This is a genomic window from Gordonia sp. B8661-1 (assembly GCF_059427765.1).
The window spans coordinates 604,491-630,494 of sequence record NZ_JCAHRL010000002.1 but is presented as its reverse complement, the minus strand read 5'-3'; the positions used below and the strand labels follow the sequence as shown (position 1 = coordinate 630,494).

Annotated in this window: 31 protein-coding genes; 17 read left to right on the top strand and 14 right to left on the bottom strand. The window is 66.2% G+C overall.

Annotated elements, in window-relative coordinates:
• The first annotated feature begins 1 nt into the window (after position 1).
• The 7 genes from AC4JJG_RS06995 (at position 2) to AC4JJG_RS06965 (ending at position 4,294) form a co-directional block, all read left to right on the top strand.
• Positions 2–208: a hypothetical protein gene (locus AC4JJG_RS06995; RefSeq protein ID WP_495400199.1), complete on the top strand. Its 207-nt coding sequence runs from the start codon at positions 2–4 to the stop codon at positions 206–208.
• Entirely contained in the window at positions 205–1,020 is an 816-nt protein-coding gene (locus AC4JJG_RS06990; protein WP_495405746.1) for a hypothetical protein, read from the top strand. Before AC4JJG_RS06995 ends, AC4JJG_RS06990 begins: the two co-directional genes overlap by 4 nt.
• The gene (locus AC4JJG_RS06985; protein WP_495400197.1) at positions 1,013–1,393 is read left to right on the top strand and encodes a hypothetical protein; all 381 of its coding nucleotides are present in this window, start codon (positions 1,013–1,015) and stop codon (positions 1,391–1,393) included. Before AC4JJG_RS06990 ends, AC4JJG_RS06985 begins: the two co-directional genes overlap by 8 nt.
• Positions 1,390–2,100 (top strand): hypothetical protein, encoded by a 711-nt coding sequence (locus tag AC4JJG_RS06980; protein ID WP_495400196.1) that lies wholly within the window; start codon positions 1,390–1,392, stop codon positions 2,098–2,100. Before AC4JJG_RS06985 ends, AC4JJG_RS06980 begins: the two co-directional genes overlap by 4 nt.
• On the top strand, positions 2,093–3,112 hold the full coding sequence (locus AC4JJG_RS06975) for a hypothetical protein (RefSeq protein ID WP_495400195.1): 1,020 nt from the start codon (positions 2,093–2,095) through the stop codon (positions 3,110–3,112). Before AC4JJG_RS06980 ends, AC4JJG_RS06975 begins: the two co-directional genes overlap by 8 nt.
• 92 nt (positions 3,113–3,204) lie before the next feature.
• Entirely contained in the window at positions 3,205–3,606 is a 402-nt protein-coding gene (locus tag AC4JJG_RS06970; protein WP_495400194.1) for a hypothetical protein, read from the top strand.
• 97 nt (positions 3,607–3,703) lie between these two features.
• On the top strand, positions 3,704–4,294 hold the full coding sequence (locus AC4JJG_RS06965) for a hypothetical protein (RefSeq protein ID WP_495400193.1): 591 nt from the start codon (positions 3,704–3,706) through the stop codon (positions 4,292–4,294).
• Positions 4,295–4,361: 67 nt separating this feature from the next.
• On the opposite strand, the gene AC4JJG_RS06960 is transcribed toward AC4JJG_RS06965, so the two are convergent.
• Together AC4JJG_RS06960 and AC4JJG_RS06955 are read right to left on the bottom strand one after the other, a co-directional pair.
• The gene (locus tag AC4JJG_RS06960) at positions 4,362–4,817 is read right to left on the bottom strand and encodes a hypothetical protein (protein WP_495400192.1); all 456 of its coding nucleotides are present in this window, start codon (positions 4,815–4,817) and stop codon (positions 4,362–4,364) included.
• 203 nt (positions 4,818–5,020) lie between these two features.
• A complete protein-coding gene (locus tag AC4JJG_RS06955) occupies positions 5,021–5,584 on the bottom strand; it encodes a recombinase family protein (RefSeq protein WP_495400191.1) in 564 nt (187 codons plus the stop codon).
• A 243-nt stretch (positions 5,585–5,827) separates the two neighbouring features.
• On the opposite strand from AC4JJG_RS06955, the gene AC4JJG_RS06950 reads away from it, so the two are divergent.
• The 3 genes from AC4JJG_RS06950 to AC4JJG_RS06940 all read left to right on the top strand — a co-directional run bounded on the left by AC4JJG_RS06950 (position 5,828) and on the right by AC4JJG_RS06940 (position 8,229).
• Positions 5,828–6,073, top strand: a complete 246-nt coding sequence (locus AC4JJG_RS06950) for a DUF2188 domain-containing protein (protein WP_188584802.1) — start codon at positions 5,828–5,830, stop codon at positions 6,071–6,073.
• A gap of 9 nt (positions 6,074–6,082) precedes the next feature.
• Positions 6,083–6,868: a DUF1883 domain-containing protein gene (locus AC4JJG_RS06945; RefSeq protein WP_188584801.1), complete on the top strand. Its 786-nt coding sequence runs from the start codon at positions 6,083–6,085 to the stop codon at positions 6,866–6,868.
• A gap of 125 nt (positions 6,869–6,993) precedes the next feature.
• Complete coding sequence (locus tag AC4JJG_RS06940) at positions 6,994–8,229, top strand: phospholipase D-like domain-containing protein (protein WP_188584800.1); 1,236 nt, start codon at positions 6,994–6,996, stop codon at positions 8,227–8,229.
• Positions 8,230–8,231: 2 nt separating this feature from the next.
• On the opposite strand, the gene AC4JJG_RS06935 is transcribed toward AC4JJG_RS06940, so the two are convergent.
• Entirely contained in the window at positions 8,232–9,821 is a 1,590-nt protein-coding gene (locus AC4JJG_RS06935; RefSeq protein WP_188584799.1) for an Eco57I restriction-modification methylase domain-containing protein, read from the bottom strand.
• Positions 9,822–9,926: 105 nt separating this feature from the next.
• On the opposite strand from AC4JJG_RS06935, the gene AC4JJG_RS06930 reads away from it, so the two are divergent.
• Positions 9,927–10,148 carry a hypothetical protein gene (locus tag AC4JJG_RS06930; RefSeq protein WP_188584798.1) on the top strand — a complete coding sequence of 74 codons (222 nt, stop codon included), beginning with the start codon at positions 9,927–9,929 and terminating at the stop codon, positions 10,146–10,148.
• 401 nt (positions 10,149–10,549) lie between these two features.
• Here AC4JJG_RS06930 and AC4JJG_RS06925 read toward each other — a convergent pair whose 3' ends face one another.
• Positions 10,550–11,776, bottom strand: a complete 1,227-nt coding sequence (locus AC4JJG_RS06925) for a tyrosine-type recombinase/integrase (RefSeq protein ID WP_188584797.1) — start codon at positions 11,774–11,776, stop codon at positions 10,550–10,552.
• Between the two features lie 293 nt (positions 11,777–12,069).
• On the opposite strand from AC4JJG_RS06925, the gene AC4JJG_RS06920 reads away from it, so the two are divergent.
• Positions 12,070–12,495 carry a pyridoxamine 5'-phosphate oxidase family protein gene (locus tag AC4JJG_RS06920; protein WP_495400190.1) on the top strand — a complete coding sequence of 142 codons (426 nt, stop codon included), beginning with the start codon at positions 12,070–12,072 and terminating at the stop codon, positions 12,493–12,495.
• Positions 12,496–12,499: 4 nt separating this feature from the next.
• Here AC4JJG_RS06920 and dnaG read toward each other — a convergent pair whose 3' ends face one another.
• The 4 genes from dnaG to AC4JJG_RS06900 form a co-directional block, all read right to left on the bottom strand.
• Complete coding sequence (gene dnaG / locus AC4JJG_RS06915) at positions 12,500–14,407, bottom strand: DNA primase (RefSeq protein ID WP_495400189.1); 1,908 nt, start codon at positions 14,405–14,407, stop codon at positions 12,500–12,502.
• Positions 14,408–14,423: 16 nt separating this feature from the next.
• Positions 14,424–15,734 (bottom strand): deoxyguanosinetriphosphate triphosphohydrolase, encoded by a 1,311-nt coding sequence (locus tag AC4JJG_RS06910; protein ID WP_495400188.1) that lies wholly within the window; start codon positions 15,732–15,734, stop codon positions 14,424–14,426.
• The gene (locus AC4JJG_RS06905; protein WP_495400187.1) at positions 15,727–16,203 is read right to left on the bottom strand and encodes a cold-shock protein; all 477 of its coding nucleotides are present in this window, start codon (positions 16,201–16,203) and stop codon (positions 15,727–15,729) included. Before AC4JJG_RS06905 ends, AC4JJG_RS06910 begins: the two co-directional genes overlap by 8 nt.
• Before the next feature lie 121 nt (positions 16,204–16,324).
• Positions 16,325–17,713: a glycine--tRNA ligase gene (locus tag AC4JJG_RS06900; RefSeq protein ID WP_495400186.1), complete on the bottom strand. Its 1,389-nt coding sequence runs from the start codon at positions 17,711–17,713 to the stop codon at positions 16,325–16,327.
• Between the two features lie 219 nt (positions 17,714–17,932).
• On the opposite strand from AC4JJG_RS06900, the gene AC4JJG_RS06895 reads away from it, so the two are divergent.
• Positions 17,933–18,304 (top strand): ArsR/SmtB family transcription factor, encoded by a 372-nt coding sequence (locus AC4JJG_RS06895; RefSeq protein ID WP_495400185.1) that lies wholly within the window; start codon positions 17,933–17,935, stop codon positions 18,302–18,304.
• On the top strand, positions 18,301–18,711 hold the full coding sequence (locus tag AC4JJG_RS06890) for a Fur family transcriptional regulator (protein ID WP_495400184.1): 411 nt from the start codon (positions 18,301–18,303) through the stop codon (positions 18,709–18,711). Before AC4JJG_RS06895 ends, AC4JJG_RS06890 begins: the two co-directional genes overlap by 4 nt.
• A gap of 5 nt (positions 18,712–18,716) precedes the next feature.
• Here the strand turns inward: AC4JJG_RS06890 and AC4JJG_RS06885 are convergent, their stop codons facing one another.
• Genes AC4JJG_RS06885 through recO form a run of 3 tightly spaced genes read right to left on the bottom strand, consistent with a single transcriptional unit; the run spans position 18,717 to position 20,708 of the window.
• The gene (locus tag AC4JJG_RS06885; RefSeq protein ID WP_495400183.1) at positions 18,717–19,127 is read right to left on the bottom strand and encodes a hypothetical protein; all 411 of its coding nucleotides are present in this window, start codon (positions 19,125–19,127) and stop codon (positions 18,717–18,719) included.
• Entirely contained in the window at positions 19,124–19,936 is an 813-nt protein-coding gene (locus AC4JJG_RS06880) for an isoprenyl transferase (RefSeq protein WP_495400182.1), read from the bottom strand. The genes AC4JJG_RS06885 and AC4JJG_RS06880 overlap by 4 nt, the downstream gene beginning before the upstream one ends.
• Positions 19,937–19,949: 13 nt before the next feature.
• Positions 19,950–20,708, bottom strand: coding sequence for a DNA repair protein RecO (gene recO, locus AC4JJG_RS06875; protein WP_495400181.1), 759 nt, complete (start codon positions 20,706–20,708; stop codon positions 19,950–19,952).
• Positions 20,709–21,045: 337 nt separating this feature from the next.
• Between recO and AC4JJG_RS06870 the strand changes: the two genes are divergently transcribed.
• Genes AC4JJG_RS06870 through AC4JJG_RS06860 form a run of 3 tightly spaced genes read left to right on the top strand, consistent with a single transcriptional unit; the run spans position 21,046 to position 23,316 of the window.
• Positions 21,046–21,627: an HdeD family acid-resistance protein gene (locus tag AC4JJG_RS06870; RefSeq protein ID WP_495400180.1), complete on the top strand. Its 582-nt coding sequence runs from the start codon at positions 21,046–21,048 to the stop codon at positions 21,625–21,627.
• Positions 21,628–21,635: 8 nt separating this feature from the next.
• On the top strand, positions 21,636–22,301 hold the full coding sequence (locus AC4JJG_RS06865) for a YczE/YyaS/YitT family protein (protein WP_495400179.1): 666 nt from the start codon (positions 21,636–21,638) through the stop codon (positions 22,299–22,301).
• Positions 22,264–23,316, top strand: a complete 1,053-nt coding sequence (locus tag AC4JJG_RS06860; protein WP_495400178.1) for a glucose 1-dehydrogenase — start codon at positions 22,264–22,266, stop codon at positions 23,314–23,316. The genes AC4JJG_RS06865 and AC4JJG_RS06860 overlap by 38 nt, the downstream gene beginning before the upstream one ends.
• Before the next feature lie 7 nt (positions 23,317–23,323).
• Here AC4JJG_RS06860 and AC4JJG_RS06855 read toward each other — a convergent pair whose 3' ends face one another.
• Genes AC4JJG_RS06855 through AC4JJG_RS06845 form a run of 3 tightly spaced genes read right to left on the bottom strand, consistent with a single transcriptional unit; the run spans position 23,324 to position 26,003 of the window.
• Positions 23,324–24,730 (bottom strand): YhgE/Pip domain-containing protein, encoded by a 1,407-nt coding sequence (locus tag AC4JJG_RS06855; protein ID WP_495400177.1) that lies wholly within the window; start codon positions 24,728–24,730, stop codon positions 23,324–23,326.
• Positions 24,731–24,765: 35 nt separating this feature from the next.
• The gene (gene era, locus AC4JJG_RS06850) at positions 24,766–25,662 is read right to left on the bottom strand and encodes a GTPase Era (RefSeq protein ID WP_495400176.1); all 897 of its coding nucleotides are present in this window, start codon (positions 25,660–25,662) and stop codon (positions 24,766–24,768) included.
• Positions 25,659–26,003, bottom strand: a complete 345-nt coding sequence (locus AC4JJG_RS06845; protein ID WP_495400503.1) for a cytidine deaminase-like protein — start codon at positions 26,001–26,003, stop codon at positions 25,659–25,661. The genes era and AC4JJG_RS06845 overlap by 4 nt, the downstream gene beginning before the upstream one ends.
• Between the last annotated feature and the right edge of the window lies 1 nt (position 26,004).

Here is a 26,004-nt window from a genome sequence, read left to right as displayed (position 1 = left end):
GATGGCGAAGGCGAAAGGTGCTGGGCGGCGGGTCAGCCCCCGGACCGCGGCGAAGGTGATCGGTGCGGTCGCGATCTTCGTCGTCGGGCTGGCAGTGGGCGGCGGATGCAGCAGCGGTGGCAGCGGCGTGGACCGCGACCAGGTGCGGGCGTGCGTCCCGATCACCTCGACGGCCCAGCTCGACGAGTGCCTGGACGGTCACCGGTGAGCCGGTCGGTGCAGCGCTGGGAGCGCCAGCGCGCGGCGTGGCTGGTCGGGCACTCCAGCGCCCACGGCGGCGCCCTGTCGGCGACGATGCGTCGGCGCGCGGAGATCCTCGAACGCTCGGCCCGTCGCGGCGAGCGCTCGGGCGCCGGCATCACCGCGACCGCGGTGCAGGACGAGATCAGCCCCGGCCTGTGGCATCGGCTGACCCACGACGGGGACGGCTCGCGCCACCACCGGCCCCGGTGGGCAGTGGCCGGGCTGATCATGGCGGTGTTCGCTGGCCTGGGTCTGTTGGCCGGGCACGGGGTCTACAAGATCCTGTGGCGGCGCAGCCCCTCGATCGGGCGCCTGTGGGCCTGGCCCTGGGCGGCTGCCGCGGTGTCGGGCGCCGTGATCGCATCGGTGCTCGGCGTGGGCTTCCGCCCGGCGCCGCACTTCGACCGCCACTTCCCCGTCAGCCTGGTCGACTTCGGCCCGTGGTGGGCGCTGCTGGTCTGGCAACTGGTGATCGCCGGGCTCACCGTGGCGGCACTGATCGCGCTGTGGGGTTGGCGCGGTGTGCCCGCCAAGGCGGTCGGCGCGCCGATCCGCAACGCCGACGGCACCTTCGTCGAGGTCAAGGAGGCAGACACGCTCGACCTCGACCCGTGGAAGGGCGAGCGTGCCGAGCCATCGACTTCCGAGCCGGAGCCGGAGAGCGCCTATGAGCGTTGGGAAGCCGAGCAACAGCGCGAGGCCGAGCTGGCAGCCATCTACGGCGAGGAAGTCCCCGACACCGATGACTACGACGATGAGGACTACGACGATGAGTGACCTGAGTGCCGACACCCGGCGACTGGCCGGGATGGAGTCCGAGCTGCCCATCACGCAACCCGTGTCGGGCACACGACCCGCGGCCACCAGCTCGACCGTGACCGGGCCGCAACGGATTTGCCGCGCAACAGGACAAGCGCTCGTGATCGGCGCCGGGGGCATCGCGGTGCTGGTCTGGACCCCACAGGGTCGAGGCGAGGCAGTGCTCTGGGCAGTAACCCTGGCCGCGCTGGTGATCGGCGTGCTGGCCCTGACCACCGTGCCACGGCTGCTGGGCCACTACAGCGGCCCGATCGCCCTGGCGGTCACCGGAATACGCGATCAGCGTGCAGCCGAGCGCGAGGCACGAGACGACAACGAGGAGAAGAAATGAGCAATCAGCAACCGCCCCAGCCGGTCAACGTCCATATCCAGACCGGCACCGGCGAGGTGATCAGGATCGTGGCGACCCTGATGGTCTTCGCCGGCACCGGGATGCTCGCGTGGGTCATCGCCCAGCAGGGCTACGCCGAGAAGATCGCCACGGTCCTCAGCGCCGCGACTGTCTTCGTGGCGGGTCGGCTCTGGTCGCGCGGGGTGCTGAGTCTGCCGGCGCGCACGGCACCGACCGGCGAACCCGATGCCGACGTGGATTTTTTGCGCAACGTCGGGCGGTCGGCGACCAACGTGTCCAGCGGCTACCTCTCGCGCTGCCCGCTGCCGGTGCTGATGCTGATCGGCCTGGCCTACGGCGGGGCGTTCTTGGGCCTGCGGGTGGCGATCACCGCGGCTTTGGGGGTGTTCGAGAACGTGTTCGTCGCCGGTGCGGTGGCGCTGGTGCTGGGCTCGATCGTGGTCATGCCGGGGCTGTTCCCCCGGTTCTTCGCCTCGCTCAAGAGCAAGGGCGTGGTGCGGCCCGAGCAGATGACACCGACCCCGGTCGCGCAGCAGCCTGTCGTGCCGAGCTACCAGCCACAGCAGACTCCCGCACCGCAGCCGATCCATCAGCCGCAGCCGGTGGCACCCGCCCCGGCCCAGACCGTCCCGACCAAGCGTGTGGTGCGCCGGGTGGTTGTCAAGAAGGAGGCCCCCGATGCCTGAATACGAGTATTTCGACGAGCGCGGAAACCCGGTCGATCCCAGCGAGTTCGGCGACGACGTCGAGGTCGTCGAGGAGGTGATCGAGGAGATCCCGGCAGTTGAGCCGGCACCGGTTACCCCTGATCCCGCGCCTGCGGCGCAGCCGCCGGCGGCGGGTCCAGTGACCGGCGAGAGCGTGACTGCTCCGGCGCGACGCGTGCCCAAGGCCGCTGTCGCGGTGGCCGCAGTCGTGGTGCTCGCTGTCGGTGGTGGCGTCGCTTATGGACTGCACAGCATCGGATCTCAGCACACCGCGGCGCAGATCAAGGAGCACGTGACCAGCAGGACCAATGCCGCCAAGACCACCGCGACCCAAAAGGTGCAGGAGGTCACGCATCCCCCGATTGACGTCTGCAATGACCTGGCCAAAGCCCTGGTCGACAAGAGCGTGTCGATCCCGGCGTCGGCGTCGATGCGGTTGCGGGTGATCCACGCCGAACCGGTGCCCAGCCAGGTCTCCTCGGCGCTCAGGAGCGAGGCTGAGAAGGTGCAGATTTTGCAACTGTCTGCGAACTCCTGGGCCGTCTATCTGCCACAACCGCAGCAGCAGGGCCCGGTCGATGATTTCTCGCCGCGGACCCCGACGAAGCAGACTTGGTGGAAGATCCCGGTCGACACCAGTGGTGACGGCCTCCGGGTCGGCGCGGCGGTGTCGTGGCCAGGTGGTGACACTGATGCCGCCGGTGCTTGCCCGTCGGGCAAGGCCGGCACGTACGCGGTGACCGGTGACGTGCCCGCCGATGCTGCCGGATTGCGCAAGGGACAGGCGGACGTGCTGGCGATCAAGGGCGATGCATCCACGGCGACCGAGACCTCGACCACCGGCACCGCTGCGACCACCACGACCACTGCTGCGCCGCAGGATGACTCGGCCAACCGGGTCCTGGCGGTGATGGGCAGCAGCGTCGTCGAGGCCGCCCTCGAATACGTGCCGGCGCAGACCGGCGCCGCGACCACCACCGAAGGGAGGTGATGCCGACCGACAGCCTCACCACGCGCATCGCCCCTTTCTACCGTCCTGAGCAACAACACACATCGGCAACAACCCTCTAGGAGAACCGAATCATGAAGACCAACACCAGCACCCGTATCGCCGCCGCCGTCCTGGCCACCGGGGCCGCCGCGGCCATCACCGGCGGTGTCCTGGGCACCGGAGCGGCCAGTGCCGCGGTGCCCGAGCAGGGCAACTACACGCTGATCCTCCAGGCCCACCTGCCGGCGTCCACCGGAGTGCTCGGCATGGTCGGCATCCCCGTGGGGGCACTGCCGGCGTCGATCCACGGCGACACGCTGACCATCGCCGGGCAGTCGGGCACCCTGACCGCCTTCCACGGCGGTCGCCTGGACGCCGACGGCGAGCGGGCCGTGATCGCCGGAGTGCCCGTCGTCGTGTGGAGCCCGGAGCCCGGCGACCCCGTCCTCGACGTCGACATCAACGGCATTCCCAACGCCGCCAACCTGCGCTGAGCCGCACCACCACCATCTGATCCACACCGGGGCGCGTGCCCCGGTGTGGGCGCCCCCGGCAGGGTGAGTGCAGATACTAGATAGATAGGAGGAACCGATGGACGACAGCAGTGACGACCGTCGTGAGGCACTGCGGCGCCGACAAGATGGCATGGAGGCCCGGCGTGCGGATCTGGCCGATGCCGATGAGCGCCGGGCGGCGCAGCGCGAGCGTCGCGACCGCACTCGGGCGCAGGTAGCCCAAGGCCTTGGCAGCCTGACCAGCGAGTCGCCGATGATCGGTATCCCGGCGGCGTTGGTCGTGGCTTTCCTGATGCGTGAGAAGACCTCGGCTGGTGAGTCGTTGGCCGACGCTTACGAGGCTCGGCTGCAGCGGATGGGCCGTCGGGGTGGGCTGGCCGCAGTCGGCGGACCCGATGACACGCTGAGTGCAAGCGACGGTGAGGAGATGGACCACTTCTTGCATACGACCACCACTGCCCAGGGCCAGAACGCCATGGTGGCCTGGGAGCAGTCGCCGGAGGCGACGCAGGCGTCGCATGACTCTCTCGCGTCGATGCTAGGAGACGTGTCGGCTACCCGACCCACATTGCCGTCGCATCTCAAGGTCGCCGGGGCTGATGATGCTGCGCCGCAGCAGGAGTCGCCAGATACTAGGCCTCGACCCGGTGGTCCGTCCTACGGCTGACACCGCTATAAAACAAGATCCCGCCACCTGGCTAAGGTGGCGGGATCTAGTTGTCTACGCGAGGATCTCAGGGTCGGAGTCTGCGACCCAGGTCACTGACCGCGTCCGTGATCGCCCAGCGGGTCCGCTGCGAGTTGACCCACGCCGCGTGATCGCTGGCCATCTGCGCCTCGTGGGCGGCACGGCGGGCACGGCGCTGCCGTGACCGCTCGGCCGCCTGGTTGCGGGCGGCGCGCTCGTCATCTTCGAGCACCCGGATGGCACCACGGACCGTGCTCGCGCGCTCGTCCTCGATGGCGACGACGATGGCGGTGAGCACCATCGACCGGGTATACCCACTGGGCACAAGCTGCGGCCCGCCGAGGCCGTCAAACGCTGCCTTGAGCTGGCGCAGCTCAGCGGAAACGCGCTGATGAGCGGGCGATCCGGCGGTCAGGCCACGCAGGGCTGCCCAACGCTGCTCCGTCGCCTCGACGACCTCGACGAGGCGCCACAGCGTGGAGATGAGCTGATCGCGGGTCATAGTCGCATGGTAAACCCGGGGTGCGACAGTGAGGGCCATCGTCATTCGATCATCACCCCCTCCCAACCCCCACCCAGGGCCGGGGACCCCGGCCCTGCTGGGCACGCTGTAGGTCGGGCCCGATGCACCAGGTGGCAGCGGCGGCGGCTCGCCGAACGGGTCGTCGTAGGACATGCGGCGACGGTATCGGCGGGGTCTGACATCTAGCCCGCCCGTGCCACGGCCCGGTGCACGGTGGCGCGGGAGACGCCGAAGTCCGCCGCCAGCTCGGTGATCGAATAATCACCCGTGGCGTGCAGCTCGACCAGACGCTTCTCCTGGTTGGGCGGAAGTTTCGGCCGTTTACCCTTGAGCCGACCTCGGGCTTTGGCCACGGCCATGCCCTCCTTGGTGCGCTGGCGGATGAGGTTCGCTTCAAACTCGGCGAACACGGCCAAGATGTCGAACATCATCTTGCCCATGGGGTCTGTCGGATCGTAGGCGGAGTTTCCGAGCCGCAGCGTGACGCCGCGCTCGGCCAGCTCGTCGGCGATGTCTTTGGCGTCGCGGATCGAGCGCGCCAACCGGTCGAGCTTGGTGACGATCAACTCGTCGCCTGCGCGGACCGCGGCCAGAGCGGTGCGCAACCCCGGCCGGTCGCGGTTGGTGCCGGTGAGGCCTGGGTCGACATGGATGTTCTTCTCGTCGACGCCGAGCGCTGTAAGGGCGTCGAGCTGCGCGGTGAGGTCCTGACCTCCGGTGCTGACGCGGGCGTAACCGATCTTCATGCCTCAAATGTACGTTAAGGGTACCTTCAATGCGACTCTCTGCGTACAGGTCTTACGGACGCTTTTCGCCCCTGTTGGAGGTCCCGGCCGCGAAGTGTCCGTTCACCGACCGGCTTGCGAAAAGGCCCCGAGGGCTAACAAGTCGAACAGGTGTGCGACGCACGCTATCGTGTTCGCAGACTCTGTCGTACCTGCGGAATAGGCTTGCTCCCAAAATCGATATGCCCACAAGGAGGCCCTGCCATGAGCAACGACAACAGGCGGCACGTCGTTCCGGACACCAACGGCGGTTGGAACGTGCAGAAGCCCGGCGGGAGCCGGGCAAGCGCGCACACCGACACTCAGGCCGAAGCGATCGCCCGAGCCAGGGAGATCGTCGGCAATGCCGGCGGCGGCGAGGTTCGCATCCACGGCCAGGACGGGAAGATCCGGGACTCCGACACCGTGGCGCCGGGCAGTGACCCATTCCCGCCGCGGGACAAGCGGTAGGGACCGAGGGTGCAGCACATTCACTACGACCTGGGCCAGCAGAGCAAAGGGGCCACGGTCGTGGTCTCCCTGGACAAGCAGGCGAACGTCCTGCTCATGACCTCCTCGGACTACCGCTCATACAAAGCGGGCCGCAGGCACCGCTACTACGGCGGCCTGGTCAAGCGGTCTCCTGCGCGCATACAGATTCCGAGCAACGGGCGGTGGGTCGTCGCCATCGATCTCGGCGGCGGAAGCGGCAAGATTCGGTCCGGGATCAATGTGGAGCCCCCGCCACGCGGCAACCTTCCGACGTTCCGGCAGTCGTCGAGCGTGGTCCGCGACATCCAGGTCCGCGAGCCCGTCGAGCCGGTGGGCGACGCCCTTGGCGGCCAGACCTGGGACGTATTCCTCTCGCATGCCACCGAGGACAAGGACTCGATAGCCGTGCCGCTGCGCGACGAGCTCGCTGAGCGCGGCGTCCGGGTGTGGCTGGACAAGACCGAAATCAAGATCGGAGACAGCCTGCGCCGCAAGATCGATGAGGGTATCCGGTCCAGCCGGTTCGGCGTCGTTGTGCTGTCGCCGGCGTTCTTCGCCAAAGGGTGGACGAACCACGAACTGGACGGCCTCGTTACGCGCACCGTGGCAGGCGAGCAGACGATGCTACCGATCTGGCACGACGTGACCGCCGAACAAGTCAGAGGCTACAGTCCGTCGCTCGCCGACAAGCGGGCGCTGAGTACCGGCGAGTTCAAGATCGCCGAGATCGCTGACCAGATCGCTGAAGCGGTCGTCGGCCCAGTAGCGGACTAGCCGAGACACACGCGCCAGGCTTGCGCGGAAAGCCGCTGCCTGAAGCTGCGCGTCCAGTGTCTCAGCTATCGGGGACCAGGATTACGTGCCGCACCGGTGCGCGGGGGCTGGATATAGTTAGCGGCATGCGTTATATCGATTCTGGGTCCCGTGATCCGAGGCATGCGCTGGGCACATGGTTGGACAGCGAGTTGATCGGGGGTTCGGGGCCGACTGCGCTCCGTGTGCAGACGGGCTTCTTCGGATCAGGTGTTCTCGGCTACTTTGAAGATGCGCTGCGGTCGCTTGCGCAGAGTGACGGGCACACCAGGTTTCTGATCGGCTCGAATGACGGGCAGACCTCATACGACGCTATGGCGGACCTTCTCGTAGTGACCGGTGCGCCACGCACTGGCATGGAGCTCGGGATAGTCAGTTATCAGACGGGCTACTTCCATCCCAAGGTCATCCACATCACGCGCGCGGACGGATCTTCCACGGCTTACGTCGGATCGGCGAACCTCACCGGGTACGGCGTCACGTCTCTGCACGTCGAGGCCGGGTTGATCATCGACAGCAAATCAGACCCATCCGCGGTGCTGGACTCGATCGCCGACGCCATCGACGACTGGTTCGTCAGCCCCAGGTCAGGGTTGTACGTAATATCCAACCCTGCGGATTTGACGGCGCTGGTGCAGGCTGGTGTCCTCGACGTCAAGCCAGCTCGAACGAGACGGACGATCACCTCCCCGGGGGGGAGCAAAGCCAGCCCGAAGCCAACGGGGCATACCCTGTCCACGTTAGTCTCGGTTCCACTAGTGCACGCACCGCTACCGTCCCGAAAGTCTGGCGGTGCCGCCGGATCGACCTCAGGTGGTCATCCCGGGCCCGTCACTCCGACTCCTCCCTCGACTGCGCCGGCCCCGGCCGTCATCGTTCGTCAGTGGAGCAAGAAGCTGTCCAGATCGGACGCTGGCCGTAAGCCAGGAGCCGGGGCCAACTCACGCGGAAGCATCCCTCTAGGGAAGGGTAGCCTGGTTAATCAGAGTAAAGGTATGAACCAGGTGGACTTCTTCGTGTCTTTCCTTAGGAACCAGTTGTTCAGCCCGCTTGTTTGGACCCATAGCGGCAACAACAGCAAGGGCAACCCCATCGACACGACGCAGGTGCCGATGCACACCACGATCGGTGGGAAGTACTACGGGCTGATCACTCTGAAGGTCAGCACTGACCCAGACAGAATGCAGGGGACACGAGCTGTACCTATCAGTCAGCTTCACACTGAGCCGATCGCGGACATCTTAAAGAGCGTTGACGTGACCGGTATGCATCTGGAGATCGCGCTCGACGTCAATGATGATTACTGGCTCACTATCGCGTGAGGTCAAGCAGTCTTGCCCTTGGCCCGCCCGTTGCGCCTGTCACGGAGAGTGACCCAGGCAGAGCGTGCCGACGCCACCTCCTCCGAGGTAAAACCAAGCCCGTCGACGAGGACAACCTGATCCACGGCGTCGAGAGCGTCGTCGATGCGCTTGGCACGAACGAGCTCGTCGACCTTGTCGATCAAGTCACCCGGTACCAGCCCGGGGTCTGGGACGCGGAGTTCCTCGGCCTCGCTCGGTTCAAGCTCCAAGATCCCGCCGCCGTAGCTGCGGCCGATGATCTCACTCATGGCGAAGGTGATCGAGTTGAACGATGCCGTGGCCAGGTGAGGTCCGCTGACCCCGTCGGCGAGCCGCATCCGGTGCACGGTATCGGTACAGGTAGCTGACGTCTTGTTGGCTATGACCCGCGGATGGGTGTGAATCTGGCGGAACATGAAAGCGTCGGCTTCCCAGATCGAGGGCACTACCCACCACTGCTTGCGGATGCGACATTTGTAGCCGGTATGGACATCCTGCTCCTCGCCGAGCGCAACGTACTCGCGCAGACCGCGGTGCCGTGACAGCGTGACTCCACGCGCATCAAGGAGCGATTTGCGTCCGGTTGCCTGCTGATGGTCGTCATCGGTGTAGACGATTCCACTCAGTTGGGCCGAACGCGCCACGAGAGGGATCGTCAGATTGCTCACACGGTGCGCCTTCGCATCGTCCGGAGACATGACGAAGAAAGAGTTTCGCCCGGTCACCACGCCGACGTCGACGGACGCGAAGTTGTCCATCGCGTGCAGCCGGTCGTCGGACCGCAACGACCGGACAGCTTCGACCTGAGTGGGATCGAGATGGTACTTCGTCCACTTCTCCCGCTCGTGCAAGGGTGCCCGGACATGCGCTGCACCTATGTCAAGCGTGGCGAGAGATGCGGCGTCGTCGACTTCGATGACCTGAATCCGCGCTGGACCCTCTCCCCTCACCGCTAATAGAAGTACAACTTCTTGGAGGATTCCAGGGAAGACCAGTCGCTTGAAGGTGACGACGTTTACCTCGGCGCAGTTGTCAACTAGGAACTCACGCAGGCCAGCGGCGTAACCGACCTGCATCAGCTCGGCGGGGATCACCAGACCGATGCGACCGCTCTTACGGGTGGCGAGAACTGAGCCGACGACGAAGGGCACCCAGGCATTGGTCAGCTTGTTGGGCCGCATGTCGACCGAGCGCATGAGATCGAGGGCGTTGGTGCGAGTGGGTTCGGTCCAGTTGCCGAAACGGATATACGGCGGATTCCCTGCGACGCCGTCGAAACTCTCGCGTTTGTCCTGATCAAACCAGCTGAAGAAGTCATCGACCTCGACCTTGACCCCGGTCCTGGCGACGGCGGCCGCAGCCTCATCGGGGAACAGTTCCACACCTTGGACCTTCTTCGACAGCCGCGAGAGCGGCTCGAGTATGTTCCCGTCGCCGCATGAGGGTTCGAGCAGTCGGCAGCCGGCCTGGGCGACCCAGCCGGCAACGAACTCTGCTATCGGCGACGGTGTGTAGTAACCGCCGCGAAGCTTGTCGTCCGTCGGGACGGCCTTCGTATCGAAAACTGTCAATGCATGCTCCTGGCGGTTGGATGAATAGTCTCATTGTATATGCAAGTGAACGTAAGTGTGTAGTTGGCTACACATTCAGAGCTAGCAGCCTATACCATGACTGGCATGACTGTGGTCGAACGAGCCGAGAGGAAAACCGCGCTCCTGAGGCAGACTGTGGGACTCGTCGAACGTCTTCGTATCGTTGAGGCCGAACACGCCTCGTTGATCAAGCAGCGGGATGACCAGTGCCGGGAGCTGAGAGCCGCCGGAGTGGCCATCAAGGAGCTTCAGGAGGCCTTCGGAGTGAGTCGCAGCCGGATTCAGCAGATACTCAGCGACAGTTAAACCTGAGTGCCACGTGAGATAGCAGCATGGTCAGCTGCCGCAGTTCAGTTCCAGTCAAACACATTCGCGACAGTCTGATCCAGACGGCCTGATAGTCCGGCCGCAGCCCGTCGGCAGCCGCCACCGCCAGCTCGGCCTGGGCCAGCGCGTTGATCGCGTTGCCTAGGGCTAAGTGCGCTCGAACTCCGCGTCGATCTCGGCCTCGGTCATCGTCTCGTCTTCGTCCACCCCCCAGTAGATCGTGGAAGTGCGCCGTCGCGCAGCGGAACCGGCGACGGAACTTGGGCGGCGGCGTGGTCATCGGGTGCTCCCGTCGGCTGCGAGGGACAGGGTGAAGTGATCGCACGCGGGTACGGCCATCGGGCGTCCGGATGCACTGCCCAGCACGGTTGTTGTGGTGCTCAGGCTTGGCCAGCTGCTTGGCGAGCCAACTTGTCGGCCCGCGAGCCGGCGTGCTGATAGCGCATGGCTGCGGCGACGCTCGTGTGTCCGAGCCGAGCCATCACCTCGGCCAATGACGCGTCGGACAGCTGCGCGTAGCGGGTGCCGTGGTAGTGCCGCAGCGAGTGCAGCTGGAGGTCCGGACGCCCGGCATCGTTGCGCGCCTTGATCCAGTGGTGGGTCCACGAGCCGTGCGGGAGCGGGTGGTCGCCGGTGGCGTCGGTGAACAGCAGTTGGTCGGGCGCGGTGACGGTGGTCAGGTGCGAGGCGAAGATCAGGGCGTCGTCGCCGTAGAACGGCACGGTCCGGCGACCGGCCTCGGTCTTGGGGCCCTTCTCGCTGCGGCCCTCGCCGGGCACGTAGGTGATCGCCTTGTCCACGGTGACCCGTACGCACTCGACCGCGCCGTGGTCGTCGTGCTCGATCACGAAGTCGCGCTTGCGGAACGCGGTCAGCTCGCCGAAGCGGCCGCCGACGGCGGCCGCGAGGATCACCAGCGGCTGGAGCTGCAACGGCATCGCCGAGATGACGACGGGCAGCTCGGCGTCGGTGGGCGGATCGCGCTTGACGCCGGTGCTCGCCTTGGCGTCCTTGATCCGACAGGGGTTGCGCGCGATCACGCCCCGGTCCTCGGCGTCGAGCATGATGGTCTTGAGGTGCTCGTAGCACCGGGTCACCTGGGTCAGCTTGCCGCTCTCCAATTGCTCGTCGTGCCACGAGCACACGTCGTCGTAGGTGACCTCGCCGATGGGCCAGTCGGCGAAGTGGTGCAGCCGGCCGCCAGCGGTCGCGCGCTGGCCGGGGGCCTTCGGCCTCGGTCCGTGCCAGTACAGCCGGTAGTCGTAAGCGGTCTTGCCGCCGAGCTTGCCGGCGCTGACGCGCCGCTGGACGTACTGCTCGGCGTACTCGCCGACGGTGATCTGCCGTCGGGCGGCTTCGGCGGCTTTGGCGGCCTCGGCTTCGGCCTCGGCCTTGGCCCGCTTCTTCGCCTCGTCGGGGTGGACCCAGGTGCCGTTCTGGATCTCTGCGCGCCGGGCGTTGAGCCAGTCCTGCGCCGCGGTCTTGGTGGTGAACGTCTTCGGCGCCGGGATGCGATCGGTGCTGCCCGGGGTCGGGTCGGGGTACCGGGCGCGGAAGCGCTTGCTGGGCAGTGGGTCGATCCGTCCGAACTCGCGTCGCTTGGCCATGGGCTGCTCCTTGTCGTCGTGGGCCCCGTGGGCCCCGCGTGGGCCATTGGATGCGGGAAGTTGGCATATTTCAGCTATATCCTGGCACACCATACCGCGCTGACCTGCGATAAATGACTCTGACCAGGGTAGCACCGACTGGTTCGAGTCCAGTTGGGGGAGCAAGAGATCCAGGTGAGGCGCCCTTCGGGGCGCCTTTCCTGTTTCCGGGACGATCGGCCCGGAGCCTCGGTGTCCCATGACGCCATGTTCGGTTCCTGCAGATGTCACACCCCCGGCCTACCGTCGAAGGCATGGCACTCAACAACGACGAACGGCAGCGATTCCTCTCCGGTCCGCACATCGCCGCACTGGCAGTGGAGGCCGGCCCCGACCGGGCACCTCTCGTGGTGCCCATCTGGTACCAGTACGAGCCGGGCGGCAAGCCATGGATTCTCACCGGGACCGACTCCCGCAAACTGAAACTCATCCGCGAGGCCGGGCGGTTCTCCCTGATGGTGGAGACCGTGGACCCGTCGATCCGCTACGTCGCGGTGTCCGGACCAGTGGACGGCTACGCCGACGGCACGCGTGACGACCTCACCGAGATGGCGTCGCGCTATCTGCCCGCGGACAAGGTCGCGGGCTACGTCGAGTTCGCCACCGCCGACCACGGCGCCCAGACCAAGGTGACACTCGATCCGGAGCAGTGGGTGTCCGCGGACCTCGGCAGCGTCTGATCCACTACGACGCGGGGTCTACCGCCTGCTCGAGAAGGCTGCGGCGGTAGGACTCCAACGCCACCAGGTCGCCGAACACCGCGTTGTAGCCGTCGGGGTCCTCCCCCGGCGCCATGCGACGCAGTTTCGACTTGATGTCGGCGATCTGGGCGCCCACCCACACCTCCTGCAGGCGAGCGAGGACGCTGGAGATGTACCGCGGGGTGTTGGCCTCCGACACCGGCATCGACTCGACAGCGAGTTCGGTGACCAACTGTCCGAGAACCGGATCGTCGACGGCGTTGTGCACCGCGTCGACCCACTGCGCACCGCCCATACCGCTCGTGGTGCCGCCGATCTCCGACATCGCCGCGCGGATCTTCGCGTAGGCGGGTTCGGTGAAGCACTGCAGCGGAAGCGAATCGAAGACGGTGCCGGCGATGCCGGGATACTGGAGCGCGGCCTTCAGCGCCTCGCGCTGCGGCCAGAGTCGCGGGTCGGCGGTCAGTGGGCGGGCAGTCGGAGCCGACGCGGCCTCGGGACGCTGGCGCCGCGCAGACGCCGCACTCCCCCGTTGTCTCGCCGATCCGTTGGTGCGCGCATGGCGGGCGCCCTCCTCGCGCACCCGCGACAGCACCTGTCCCACTTCTTCCCAGCCCACCCAGCCGGCCAGTTGCCGGGCGTACTCGTCGCGTAATGCGATGTCCTTGATCCGGCCGACGACCGGCACGGTGTCCCGCAGGGCGTGCACGCGACCCTCGGCGGTGTCGAGATCGTGAGCGGCCAGCAATGTCTTGATGGCGAACTCGAACATCGGGACGCGGCGCGCGATGAGATCACGAACCGCCGCGTCGCCCTTCTCCTGGCGCAACTCGCACGGGTCCATGCCGTCCGGCGCGATGGCCACGAAGGTCTGCCCGGCCACGCTCTGCTCGCCCTCGAAAGCCTTGAGCGCCGCCGCTTTTCCCGCCTCGTCGCCGTCGAAGGTGTAGATGACCTCGCCACGGAAATACGAGTCGTCCATCATCAGGCGACGGATGAGCGCCAGGTGATCCTCACCGAAGGCGGTGCCACACGAGGCGACCGCGGTCGTGACGCCGGCCAGGTGCATCGCCATCACGTCGGTGTAGCCCTCCACGACCACCACCTGATGTCCTTTGGCGATGTTCTTCTTGGCGTGATCGAGCCCGAACAGCACCTGAGACTTCTTGTACAGCATGGTCTCCGGCGTGTTCATGTACTTGCCGAGGTTGTCGTCGTCGAACAGTTTGCGGGCGCCGAAGCCGATGACGTCGCCACCCAGATTGCGGATGGGCCACAGCAGCCGCCGGTGGAAGCGGTCGATCGGGCCCTTGCGTCCCTGCTTCGACAGGCCCGCGGCCTCCAGTTCACTGAACTCGAAGCCCTGGGACAGAAGGTATTTCGTCAACACGTCCCAGCCGGCCGGCGCGTAGCCGCAGCCGAACTGCGTCGCGGTCGCGGCGTCGAAGTCCCGCTCGGTCAGGTAATCGCGGGCGATCTGCGCCTCCGGCGACCGCAACTGCTCGGCATAGAACTTCTGCGCGGCCGCATTGGCCGCGACGAGCCGGGCGCGGGTGCCACGATCCCGCTGGATCGCGGTGCCGCCACCCTCATAGTGGATCTGATAGCCCAGGCGGTCGGCGAGTTGCTCGACTGCCTCGACGAAACTGATGTGCTCCTGCTTCTGCAGGAACGAATACACGTCGCCACCCTCGCCACAGCCGAAGCAGTGGAAATGTCCGTGATTGGGCCGCACATGGAAGGACGGGGTCTTCTCGTCGTGGAACGGGCACAGGCCCTTCATGCTGTCCGCACCGGCGCGGCGCAACGCCACGTAATCGCCGACGATGTCCTCGATGCGGGTCTGCTCACGGATGGCCGTGATGTCGCGATCGGGAATCCTGCCTGGCACGACGACCAGTGTAGTGCTAACCGAGATGTGCCTGAGCGCCCGAGTTCTGCCGGTCGGTCCGTTCCAGCCGTCCCTCGGTCATCGACGCGATCTGATCCACGATCACACGCATACGCGCACCGTCGTCGGCTGCCGCTTCCCACATGGGCACGAAGATCGGATCGAGGCCGCCCGGCGCCGCCGCCTGCAACCAGGTCGCGACCCGGTGGATACGTTCGCGCTGCCGGTCCTGCACGGCCCGATGCCGATCGTTGGAGAAGATGAACCGCAGGGCCATGGTCTTGAGCACGGCCACCTCCGCTGCGACGAGTGGCGACGCGGTCACGTCGGCATCGAATCGGGACAGCGGCGCGTCGCCCGCCGCGGCGCGCGTTCCCATCACCGCGGCCGAGGCGAAGCGGCCGATGAGCTCACTGGTGAGCCGTTTGAGCGCCACCGACGAATCGAGTGTGCCGTCGTACGCGCCGACGGCCCGCACGATGTCCATCCGCGACAACCGTTCGGCGGCGTCGATCAACGCGTTCTCGTCCAGTCCACGGAACTGACTGGTGCCGATCTCGGCGAGTGCACGGCGATCGGACGGATCGGCCAGTGACCGCAGGTCGATGCGATGGGAGATGACGCCGTCCTCGAGGTCGTGCACCGAGTAGGCCACGTCGTCGGACCAGTCCATCACCTGGGACTCGATGCACTGGCGGCCCTCGGGGGCGCCGCGGCGCACCCACGCCAGGATGTCCGCGTCGTCGTCGTAGGCCCCGAATTTCGACCCCGGAGTCGAACGGGTCCACGGATACTTCAGGGCCGCGTCGAGCGAAGCCCTGGTCAGGTTCAGCCCGGCGCTCGCACCGTCGGCGTCCAGGATCTTCGGTTCGAGTCGGGTCAGGATGCGCAGATTCTGCGCGTTGCCCTCGAAGCCGCCGTGCTCGGCGGCGACCTCATCGAGCGCACGTTCACCGTTGTGTCCGTAGGGCGGATGCCCGATGTCGTGGGCGAGGCCCGCGAGCTCCACCAGGTCCGGGTCACAACCGAGCCCGACCGCGATACCGCGCCCGATCTGACCGACCTCCAGCGAGTGGGTCAGCCGGGTGCGAGGCGTGTCGCCCTCCCGGGGACCGACGACCTGCGTCTTGTCGGCCAGGCGCCGCAGCGCGGCCGAATGCAGCACTCGCGCCCGGTCCCGCGCGAAATCACTGCGATGATCGGTGCGCGTACCCGGCAGACTCGCGGTCTTGTCGCCCTCGGGCACCCGTCGCTCGAGGGCTTCGGCCCCGTAGCCTGCGGTCGGCGGTCCACCGACCGCAGCCTCCGGAGCGTGTGCGTCAGTCAAGCACCCAGCCCCGCGCCACGGCGAAGTCGGTGATGTTCTGCCGGATCGCGACGATCTGTGCCGCGGTCAGGTCGTCGGCCGAGTCGAGCAACAGCTCGGTCACCTCTTCGGTGAAGGCCGACGAATCCAGTGGACCCGAGCCGCCGCGTCCGCCACGTGCGCGCGGGCCACGGGAACCGCGATCATGCCGATCGCCACCGCGTCCGTGATCGTGACGATCGCGACGGTCTCCGCGGGGCGCATGCGAATGATCGTCGGCGGCCTCTTCGGTTACCGCGAGATTGATCGCCTTGGTACCGCGGTCGGTCTCCTCGATGTCGAATTCGACCTTCGCCCCCGGCTTCAGGAGATTCTCGTCGATATCGATGTCATTGATGTGAAGAAACACGTCGGCACCACCGCTATCGGGTGCCAGGAATCCGAACCCACGGTTCGTGTCGTAATGAACTACTTTGCCACTCTCGGCCATCGCGAAAACCCGCTCTCTCCACAGCCCGCACCGAACCCCTTGTCCGGTGCCGAAAACGGTCCACCCATGGACCCGGCTGCTCTCTCAACTATGACAGAGGAGAACAGCGAATGCCCAGCCCTCAGGCGCCGACGAGGCGCGCACCGAGGTATTCGACGACCTTGTCGAGCGCCACTCGCTCCTGGCTCATGGTGTCGCGCTCGCGCACGGTGACGGCCTGATCGTCGAGGGTGTCGAAGTCGACCGTGACGCAGAACGGCGTACCGATCTCGTCCTGACGCCGATAACGCTTGCCGATGCCCTGGGCGTCGTCGAATTCGACGCTCCAGTGCTTGCGCAGTTCGTCGGCCAGCGCCTTCGCCTTGGGCGAGAGTTTCTCGTTGCGCGACAACGGCAGTACCGCGGCCTTCACCGGCGCGAGGCGACGATCGAGACGCAACACCGTGCGGGTGTCGGTGCCGCCCTTGGCATTCGGCACCTCCTCCTCGGTATACGCATCGCACAGGAACGCCATCAGGGACCGTGTCAGACCGGCGGCCGGTTCGATGACGTACGGCGTATAGCGCTCGCCGGTGGCCTGATCGAAGAACGACAAATCCTCACCCGACGCCTTGCTGTGCGTGCTGAGGTCGTAATCGGTGCGGTTCGCGATGCCTTCCAGCTCGCCCCAGGGATTCCCGGCGAAACCGAATTTGTACTCGACGTCGACAGTGGACTTCGAATAGTGGGAGAGCTTCTCCTTGGGATGGTCGTAGAGCCGCAGGTTCTCCGGGTCGATACCGAGATCGGTGTACCAGTTGAAGCGCTGGTCGATCCAGTACTTCTGCCACTCCTCGTCCTCGCCCGGCTTGACGAAGAACTCCATCTCCATCTGCTCGAACTCACGCGTGCGGAAGATGAAATTGCCGGGCGTGATCTCGTTGCGGAAACTCTTGCCGATCTGCGCGATGCCGAACGGCGGCTTCTTACGCGCAGTGGTCATCACGTTCTTGAAGTTGATGAAAATGCCCTGGGCGGTCTCCGGACGCAGGTAGTGCAGCCCCTCTTCGTCGTCGACCGGACCGAGGAAGGTCTTCAGCAGACCACTGAACGCGCGCGGCTCGGTCCAATTGCCGGGCTGACCGGTCTCCGGATCATTGATGTCGGCGAGGCCGTTGGCCGGCGGGTGGCCGTGCTTGGCCTCGTACGCCTCGATCAGATGATCTGCGCGATAACGCTTGTGGGTGTGCAGGGACTCGACGAGCGGGTCGGTGAACACCTCGACGTGGCCGGAGGCCTCCCACACCTGCCGCGGCAGGATAACCGACGAATCGAGGCCGACGACGTCGTCGCGGCTCGTGACCATCGTGCGCCACCACTGTCGCTTGATGTTGTCCTTGAGTTCCACGCCGAGCGGGCCGTAATCCCAGGCGGACTTCGTGCCGCCGTAGATCTCACCGCACTGGTAGACCAGTCCCCGGCGTTTGGCGAGGTTGACGACGGATTCGACGCGGTTGGTCTGGGCGGCCACGGCTAACTGATCTCCAGGTGAATGGTAGGGATCGGACCTCTACAGGGTAGCCGTCGCATCCGGGCTCACCGTCGGTGCGGGGTCTTTGCCGGGCGGGCGGTGCCTCGTCCGTCGGCTCCGGCGATCCCTAGACGCGACTGACAATCATTTCCCTTAGTATGGAAGGTCAGCGCCTCGGAGGTACCGGCGGCGGCACGACGTTCGGAATGAGGCGACACGATGACGCGGACGACTCCGCCCGGCGGTCACGCCCGGAGTTCGGGACGCACATCGGTCCAGACCGAGGCAGCCGCCGACCTGTTGCGCGCACTGGCCTCGCCGACCCGGATCGCCATCGTCCTGTCACTACGCGACGACAACCAGTGTGTGCACGAACTCGTCGGCGCCCTCGGCCTCAGCCAGCCGCTGGTGAGCCAGCATCTGCGTGTCCTCAAGGATGCCGGTGTGGTCCACGGTGAGCGCAGTGGCCGCGAGATCATCTACCGTCTCGTCGACGACCACCTCGCGCACATTGTCAGCGATGCGATGGAGCATTCGATGGAGTCACACACGGCCGAATCCGAACCACTGCCGCGGGCGGCCGACGAATGAGCACGACCGGCCCCGTCACCGGCATCCGGTCGACGAAACAGCGCGCCGCCATCGCCGACGCACTGTCCGACTCCGACGACTTCGTGTCGGCTCAGGAATTACACGACCAGCTCAAGGCACGGGGACAGTCGATCGGACTGACCACCGTGTACCGGAATCTGCAGGCGCTCAGCCAGTCCGGGCAGATCGACGTGCTGTGGGACGGCTCCGGCGAAACCCGCTACCGGCACTGCTCGTCGGGCCATCACCACCACCTGGTGTGCCGCCAGTGCGGGACGACGGTCGAGGTGCAGGCCGAGCCGGTGGAACGGTGGGCGGCGAAGGTCGCCGCGCAGCACGGGTTCTCGGACATCAATCACACGGTCGAGGTCTTCGGTCGGTGCGCCGACTGCCAGGCCGGACACTGATCGGATCAGCCGCCGGTCAATGACCGCGCGACTTCGGCGCCGGCCGTCAGCACGATGTGCAGCACGGTCAGAAGCGGCACATCGTCGAGCGCCCCGGCCGGAAATGTGTAGTACTGCAGGACGTCGGTGGTGACACCGGTCGGATCGGAGCGACGCAACGCACCGAAACTCAGTGCGGCGTCGGCAGTTTCGACGTCATGCCGCAGACCGTCGGTGTTGGGTAGATTCAGCGCGACCAACTGGGTGACCGACAGGACATCCAGCCCCGGCCCGAGCGGCACCACCCGCACCGATGCCCGCGTGGTGCCGATCTGCACGACCACGGAGTCGGCATCGACATCGCCGACATCCCCCAGCTCGCCGAGCAGCCGTACCGTCCGGGCCAGCAGTTCCTCCTGCTGCGAGGCATCGGTCACTTCGGGGCCACCCCACCGAATCGTCGATCCCGCGACGCGTATTCGAGGCAGGCGTCCCAGAGGTCCCGGCGATCGAAATCGGGAAACAGCTTCTCCTGATACACCATCTCCGCATACGCCGACTGCCACAGCAGGAAGTTGGAGATCCGCTGCTCCCCCGACGGACGGAGGAACAGATCGACGTCGGGCATATCCGGTTCGTCGAGGTAGCGGGCGAAGGACGCCTCGGTGATCCGCTCCGGGTCGATCTCCCCGGCCGCCGCGCGCCTCGCGATTTCCTTTGCCGCATCGGCGATCTCGGCACGGCCACCATAGTTCACGCACATGGTCAGTGTCATGACCGTGTTGTCCTTGGTCAGTTCTTCGGCGATCTCGAGTTCGCGGATCACGCTGCGCCACAGCTTGGGCCTGCGGCCTGCCCAGCGCACTCGGACACCCATCTCATGCATTTCGTCGCGGCGCCGCCGGATCACATCCCGGTTGAATCCCATCAGGAAGCGCACTTCCTCGGGACTGCGCGACCAGTTCTCGGTTGAAAAGGCATAGGCCGACAGCCATTTCACACCGAGTTCGATGCAACCGCACACGCTGTCCATCAGCACGGCCTCGCCACGCTTGTGACCTTCGGTACGCGGAAGACCACGCTCCTGAGCCCACCGCCCGTTGCCGTCCATGACCAGTGCGACATGGTTGGGCACGAATTCGGGCGGGATCGCCGGGGCGGTTGCACCGCTCGGGTGGGGGTCGGGCGGCCGGACGGCGGTCGCCGGCGCCGCCGCCGGCTGTCGTTTTCCGGCTCGTAACGCCATCAACCCTCTCCTCTCACGCGGTGCTCACCAGCCTATGAGGTGCTTCCCGCTCGATGAGCGGCAGGGTTCGGAGCTGACGTTCCAGATGCCACTGCAGATGTGCCGCGGTCAGCCCACTTGCCTGCCGCTGCATCGAGGTACTCGCACCGTCGACGTGATCCCACTGACCGCGGAACATCGCGTCCATCAGATCCAGGACGCCCGGTGACGGTGTCGCCGAACCGGGCGGACGGCAGTGGATACACACCGCACCACCGGCCGCGACGTGGAAGGCCCGGTGCGGACCGCGGGTCGCGCAGCGCGCACATTCGTCGAGCGTGGGCATCCACCCCGCACAATGCATCGCACGCAGCAGGTAGGCGTCGAGGATCAGCTGATTCTCGCGGCGGTGTACGGCCAGTGCACCCAGCGCACCGACGGTCAACCGGTGCAGTTCGGGCGCGGGTGCACGTTCCTCGCCCGCCAGCCGCTCGGCGGTTTCCAGTACCGCACAGGCCGTCGTATAGCGGCCGTAGTCGGCGACGATGGCGTCGGCGAACGCGTTCAGGGTCTCCACCTGGGTGACCACGTCGAGGTTGCGACCGGGGTACAGATGGATGTCGACGTGTGCGAACGGCTCGAGCCGTGCACCGAATTTCGATCGCGTTCGCCGGACGCCCTTGGCGACGGCGCGCACCAGACCGTGTTCCTGGGTGAGGAGCGTGATGATGCGATCGGCCTCGCCCAGCTTGTGCTGGCGGAGCACCACTGCCTCATCCCGATAGAACCTCACCGTCACATTGTTCCACCGCGGGGCGACAACACCGCACCAACATGCCGGAATCCCCCCGCACCGCTGTCTGCTCGTGTAGCAGCAGGCGTCCCATCCACGGGCACATACTTTTCGCGTGTTCTTTCGGACCAACCGTCGCGGCCATCGCTGTCGCGGATTGTCTGGAGCACTGTTACGGTGAGGTCAGCGCGCCAGAAAATATTCTCGACGGACGGTGCACTTACCGCCCGGAATAGCAGTTGCATATTTCCCGCTAACGCCGACTAATGATTCTGCGACACCCCCAGATAGTCCCGCAATCAAATAGTCTGCGCCGGAACGCATAGAAGGAGTCGTCATGAGTATTCATTCGGAACGGACGCCCGAATCGGATTACGAGCCATTCCGCAACATACTGGGACTTCCGTGGAAGGTTCTGCTCGGTCTGGGTGTCGGGGCCGTCGTCGTCGGCATCATCGTTCTCGCGTGGCCGGGTCAGACGACCCTGGTCGCCGGAGTGCTCTTCGGCATCTACCTCCTCATACTCGGTTTCACACAGCTGTTCATGGGCTTCTCCGCCCACATGTCCGGCGGCGTCCGGGCACTCACCCTGATCTCGGGCGCGTTGGCGGTCATTCTCGGCCTGTTCTGCTTCCGTGATGATTTCCAGGCGATCATCCTGCTCGCCGTCTGGATCGGCATCGGCTGGGTCTTCGCCGGCGTGGGCCGTCTCTTTTCGGCCGGTCTGCCGCAGGTTCCCACCTTCCTCGCCATTCTCGAAGGTCTGCTCTTCCTTTTGGGCGGCGCGATCCTCATCGCCACCCCGATCGAATCCCTGACCACGTTGATCTGGGTGACCGGAATCCTTCTGGTGGTTCTCGGCATCACCGAGATCGTGCACGCCTTCCAATTGCGGAAGGTACTTCCGGGCGCCCGCTGATGTCGTCGATGCCCGCACGCGAGACGGCGATCCGGTCCGTCTACGCGCTGTTCGGGGTCGCGGTTCTGGGCTTCGGCGCCGCCGTCATGCTCGTCGGCGGCGTCGGAGTCGATCCCTTCACGGCCCTGAACACCGGTCTCACCGAGACGCTGGGGCTGACCCTGGGCACCATGCAGCTGATCACCAACGCCGTGCTCTTCGCGGTCGTGCTCGCCTTCGGGCGCGAGCAGATCGGCATCGGCACCGCGATCAACATGATCCTGACCGGTTATTTCATCGGGTGGTTCGCCGATCTGCTCCGGCCAATCGTTCCGGACGACCCGACGATGCTGGGTCAGGCGGTGTTCTTCGTCATCGGCATCGTGATCTTCGACTTCGGGGCCAGCGCGTACATGTCGGCCGGCGTCGGCACCTCGCCCTACGATGCCATCGCACCGATCATCGTGAAGCGCAGCGGACTGCAGTACCGGAATGTCCGGGCCGTCCAGGACATTCTCTGCGTGCTCGCCGCGTGGCTGCTCGGCGGTCAGGTGGGCATCGGCACGGTGACGACCGCATTCTTCAACGGACCGCTCATCGAGCACTACACGGAGAAGTACAACAAGGCGATCGTTCGGAAACTCGTCGGAGAGGATCATGATGCGCGCGCTGACCGTGCAACCGGGACAGGCTGATTCGCTGGCCGTCACCGAAGTCGACGACGCGGAGGCACCGGATGGCCAGATCCTCGTCGAGGGTCTGCTGCTGGGCATCTGCGGCACCGACCGCGAACTGGCGAGCGGTTCGTACGGGTGGGCGCCGCCCGGCGACGATCGACTGATCATCGGACACGAATCGCTGGGCCGGGTCGTGAGCGCGCCACCTGATTCCGGGTTCGTCCCGGGGGATCTCGTCGCCGGTGTGGTCCGTCGTCCCGACCCGGTTCCGTGCGGCGCCTGCGCACACGGTGAAGCCGATATGTGCCGCAACGGCGAGTACACCGAGCGCGGCATCAAGGAACTCGACGGTTTCGGCGCGCAGCGCTGGGTGAGCGAACCGGACTACACGGTCGCCCTCGACGAGGCCCTCGGTGATGCGGGCGTATTGCTGGAGCCGGCCTCGGTGGTCGCCAAGGCCTGGGCACAGGTCGATGCCGTCGGCGGGCGCGCGTGGTTCGAGCCGCGGACGGTGGTCATCGTCGGTGCGGGACCGATCGGTCTGCTGGCAAGCCTCCTGGGACATCAGCGCGGCCTCGACGTGCACGTCGTCGACATCGTGCGGGACGGACGCAAACCGGAACTCGTCGCGGAGCTCGGCGCGCACTATCACCCGGATCCGCTGGCCGACGTCCTCGACCGGGTTCGGCCCGATGTCGTCATCGAGACCACCGGGGTGCCGGACATCATCGCCGCGGTTCTCGGTCACGTCACCCCGTACGAGATCGTCTGTCTCCTCGGTATGCACGACGGTCCCGACGACACCACGATCGACCTGGCCGCCGTCGGCAAGCAGATCGTCCTCGACAACGTCGTGCTCGTGGGCAGCGTCAACGCGAGCGTCGATCACTGGCGAGCCGCGGCCGAGGCGCTCGGCCGCAGCGACCCGGAGTGGTTGCGCTCCTTGATAACCCGCAAGGTCCCGCTGTCACGCGCACTCGAGGCCTTCGAACCTCAGGACGACGTGAAGGTCGTCGTCGACCTACAGGCCTGAGGGCTTCCTACGACTCGACGATGCGCGCCAGGCGCGGCGGCAGCGTCATGCCTCCGGGATAGCGGTGCCAGCCCTTCCGGTCGTAGACCTTCGTCCCGATCAGTCCGAGCAACGCACCCAGGATCAAACCGATGACGCCCTGGATGATCGACCTGCCCAGTCCGGCACCGAGATCGGCGTCGAAGTACAGGATCGCCCGCACACCGAGGTAGACGATGTGCATCGGCTCGATGGCCGCGAACCAGGTGAAGATCTTCGGGCTGGCCTCCAGCGGCAGGGTTCCGCCCGACGACGGCAGACCGAGGATCACGAAGAAGATCAGGTTCAGGATCAGGCCGACGTTGCCGAACACCGCCATCATCGAACTCGCCGAGATACCGATCGCGGCGATCGCCAGCGCGGAGAATATCCACAGTATGAAGGCGTTCGGTAAGGGGGTGCCGACCGCGGCACACACCCCGATGAACATCGCCGACTGCACGACCGCGACGAGCACCATGATCGTCCACTTGGCGGTGAGGGTGCCCCAGCGCGAAATGGCCAGCCTGTTGCGCAGGTGATAGAACGGTCCGTACTCGATCGGCGCCTGCCCCAGCATGCCGTCGACCACGACGCTGACCATCATGGCCCCGGTGAAGCCGGCGAGGACGAGCAGGATCGTGAAATAGAACGCAGACAGGCCGTTACCCGAGCCGTCCGGCAACGGGGTGGGCTCCACGACCTTGACGTCCACCGGACTCGAGAGCGCGAGCTGCGCCGCGCCGGAGAACGGCACATCCGCCTTGGCCAGCTGCTCACGCACGGTGGCCACGAGTTGATCGCCGACCTGCTTGTTGACCTCGTCGGACACCCGCTCGGCGAACGTGGTGGTCACCGCGGAGGCGAAGGTGCCCGATCCGCGGTTGATGAAGACATTGACCGACAGCCGCTCCGGCTGAGCCTGCAGAACCGCCGAACGCCCGAGGCTGACGGCACGGTTGGTGAAGTTCGACTCGATGATGACGACGCCGTACACCTTGCCGGAATTCAGGTCGTTCAGCGCCGACACGCGGTCGGCACGACGGACGTCGATACCGCTCTTCGCCGCCGACTCGATCACTCCCTTGGTGATCTGCTCACCGAAGTTCTGCTCGGACTTCGACCCGTCGGCGTTCTCGACCTCGCCGCCCTGATCCTCGTTGACGATCCCGATCGGGAAGTCATGCAGATTCTTCTCGGGATCGGCGACGGCACCCATGTACATGGCGCCCATCAACGACATCACGACCACGACGAGCAGCAGCGGCGCCAGCCAGAATCGTGGGGACCGGAGAACGCCTGCGATGGTTTGGCCCGCTCTCTGATCCTCCTCGGGCCGCTCGTGCTGACCGTGCTCCCCCTGCTCGACGGTGTCGTCGGACTCGTGACGCGCCACTGCTGTCTCCCTGTTCGTCGTCCGGCCCCGCCCGGTCAGAAACCCATTCGTCCCAGCTGTTTCGGATCCCGCTGCCAGTCCTTGGCAACCTTCACATGCAGATCCAGGTACACCTTGCTGTCCAGCAGTTTCTCGATCTGCTTACGAGCGACGCTACCCACCTCCTTCAGGCGGGCTCCACGGTGCCCGATGACAATGCCCTTCTGGCTGTCCCGCTCCACGTAGAGAATCGCGTGAACGTCCAGGATGTCGCTGTCCTCACGAGGGATGATCTCCTCGATCACCACCGCGAGCGAGTGCGGCAGTTCGTCGCGCACACCTTCGAGGGCCGCCTCGCGGATGTACTCCGCCATCAGCACCTCGTCGGGCTCGTCGGTGATCTCTCCGTCCGGGTAGAACGCCGGCCCCGGCTCCATCAGCGAGACGAGGACGTCGGCGAGGACGTCGAGTTGCTTGCCGGACTTCGCCGACACCGGGACGACCTCCGACGACGGCCCCAGCAGTTCGGAGAGCGCCATCAATTGTGCCGCGACCTTGTCGGGCGTCACCCGGTCGATCTTGGTGACGATGCCGAGGATGGTGGCATTGGGCGCCGCCTCACGCACCTGCGCGACGATCCGCCGATCACCGGGACCGATCGCCTCGTCCGCGGGGACGCACACGCCGATCACGTCGACCTCGGCGTAGGTGTCGCGCACGAGATCGTTCAGACGCTGCCCGAGGAGCGTGCGCGGGCGGTGCAGACCGGGGGTGTCAACGAGGATGAGCTGGGCATCCGGGCGGTTCACGATGCCGCGGATGGTGTGCCGGGTGGTCTGCGGGCGATTCGAGGTGATCGCGATCTTCTCGCCGACGAGAGCGTTGATCAGCGTCGACTTGCCGGTATTCGGTCTGCCGACGAAACAGATGAAACCGGAGCGGAATTCACTCATCGATCACCGTCCAGGCGATTCGTCGGGGTGCCCGTGCGATCGGTGAAGATCACGTACGCGGACGGACTGACCTCGGCGAGCGTTGCCAGTCCCGGGTCGTCGTCGGAACCGTTGACGACCACTGCCGCCTCGAAGGTCTCCGCGCCGCTCGACAGCGCACTCGCCACCGCGACCTGCAGGCCGGACAGAGCCAGGGTTTCCCTGCGGACCTGTGCGCCCGCGTAGGTTCGGCCGTCGCCATCGCGGACCGCCGCTCCCGACGGTGCACCGGCCCGTGCCAGCGCCCCGCGTGCGAGCACCACCAGTTTCTGGTCCTCGTCCGGGATCTGTTCGCCGGTCACC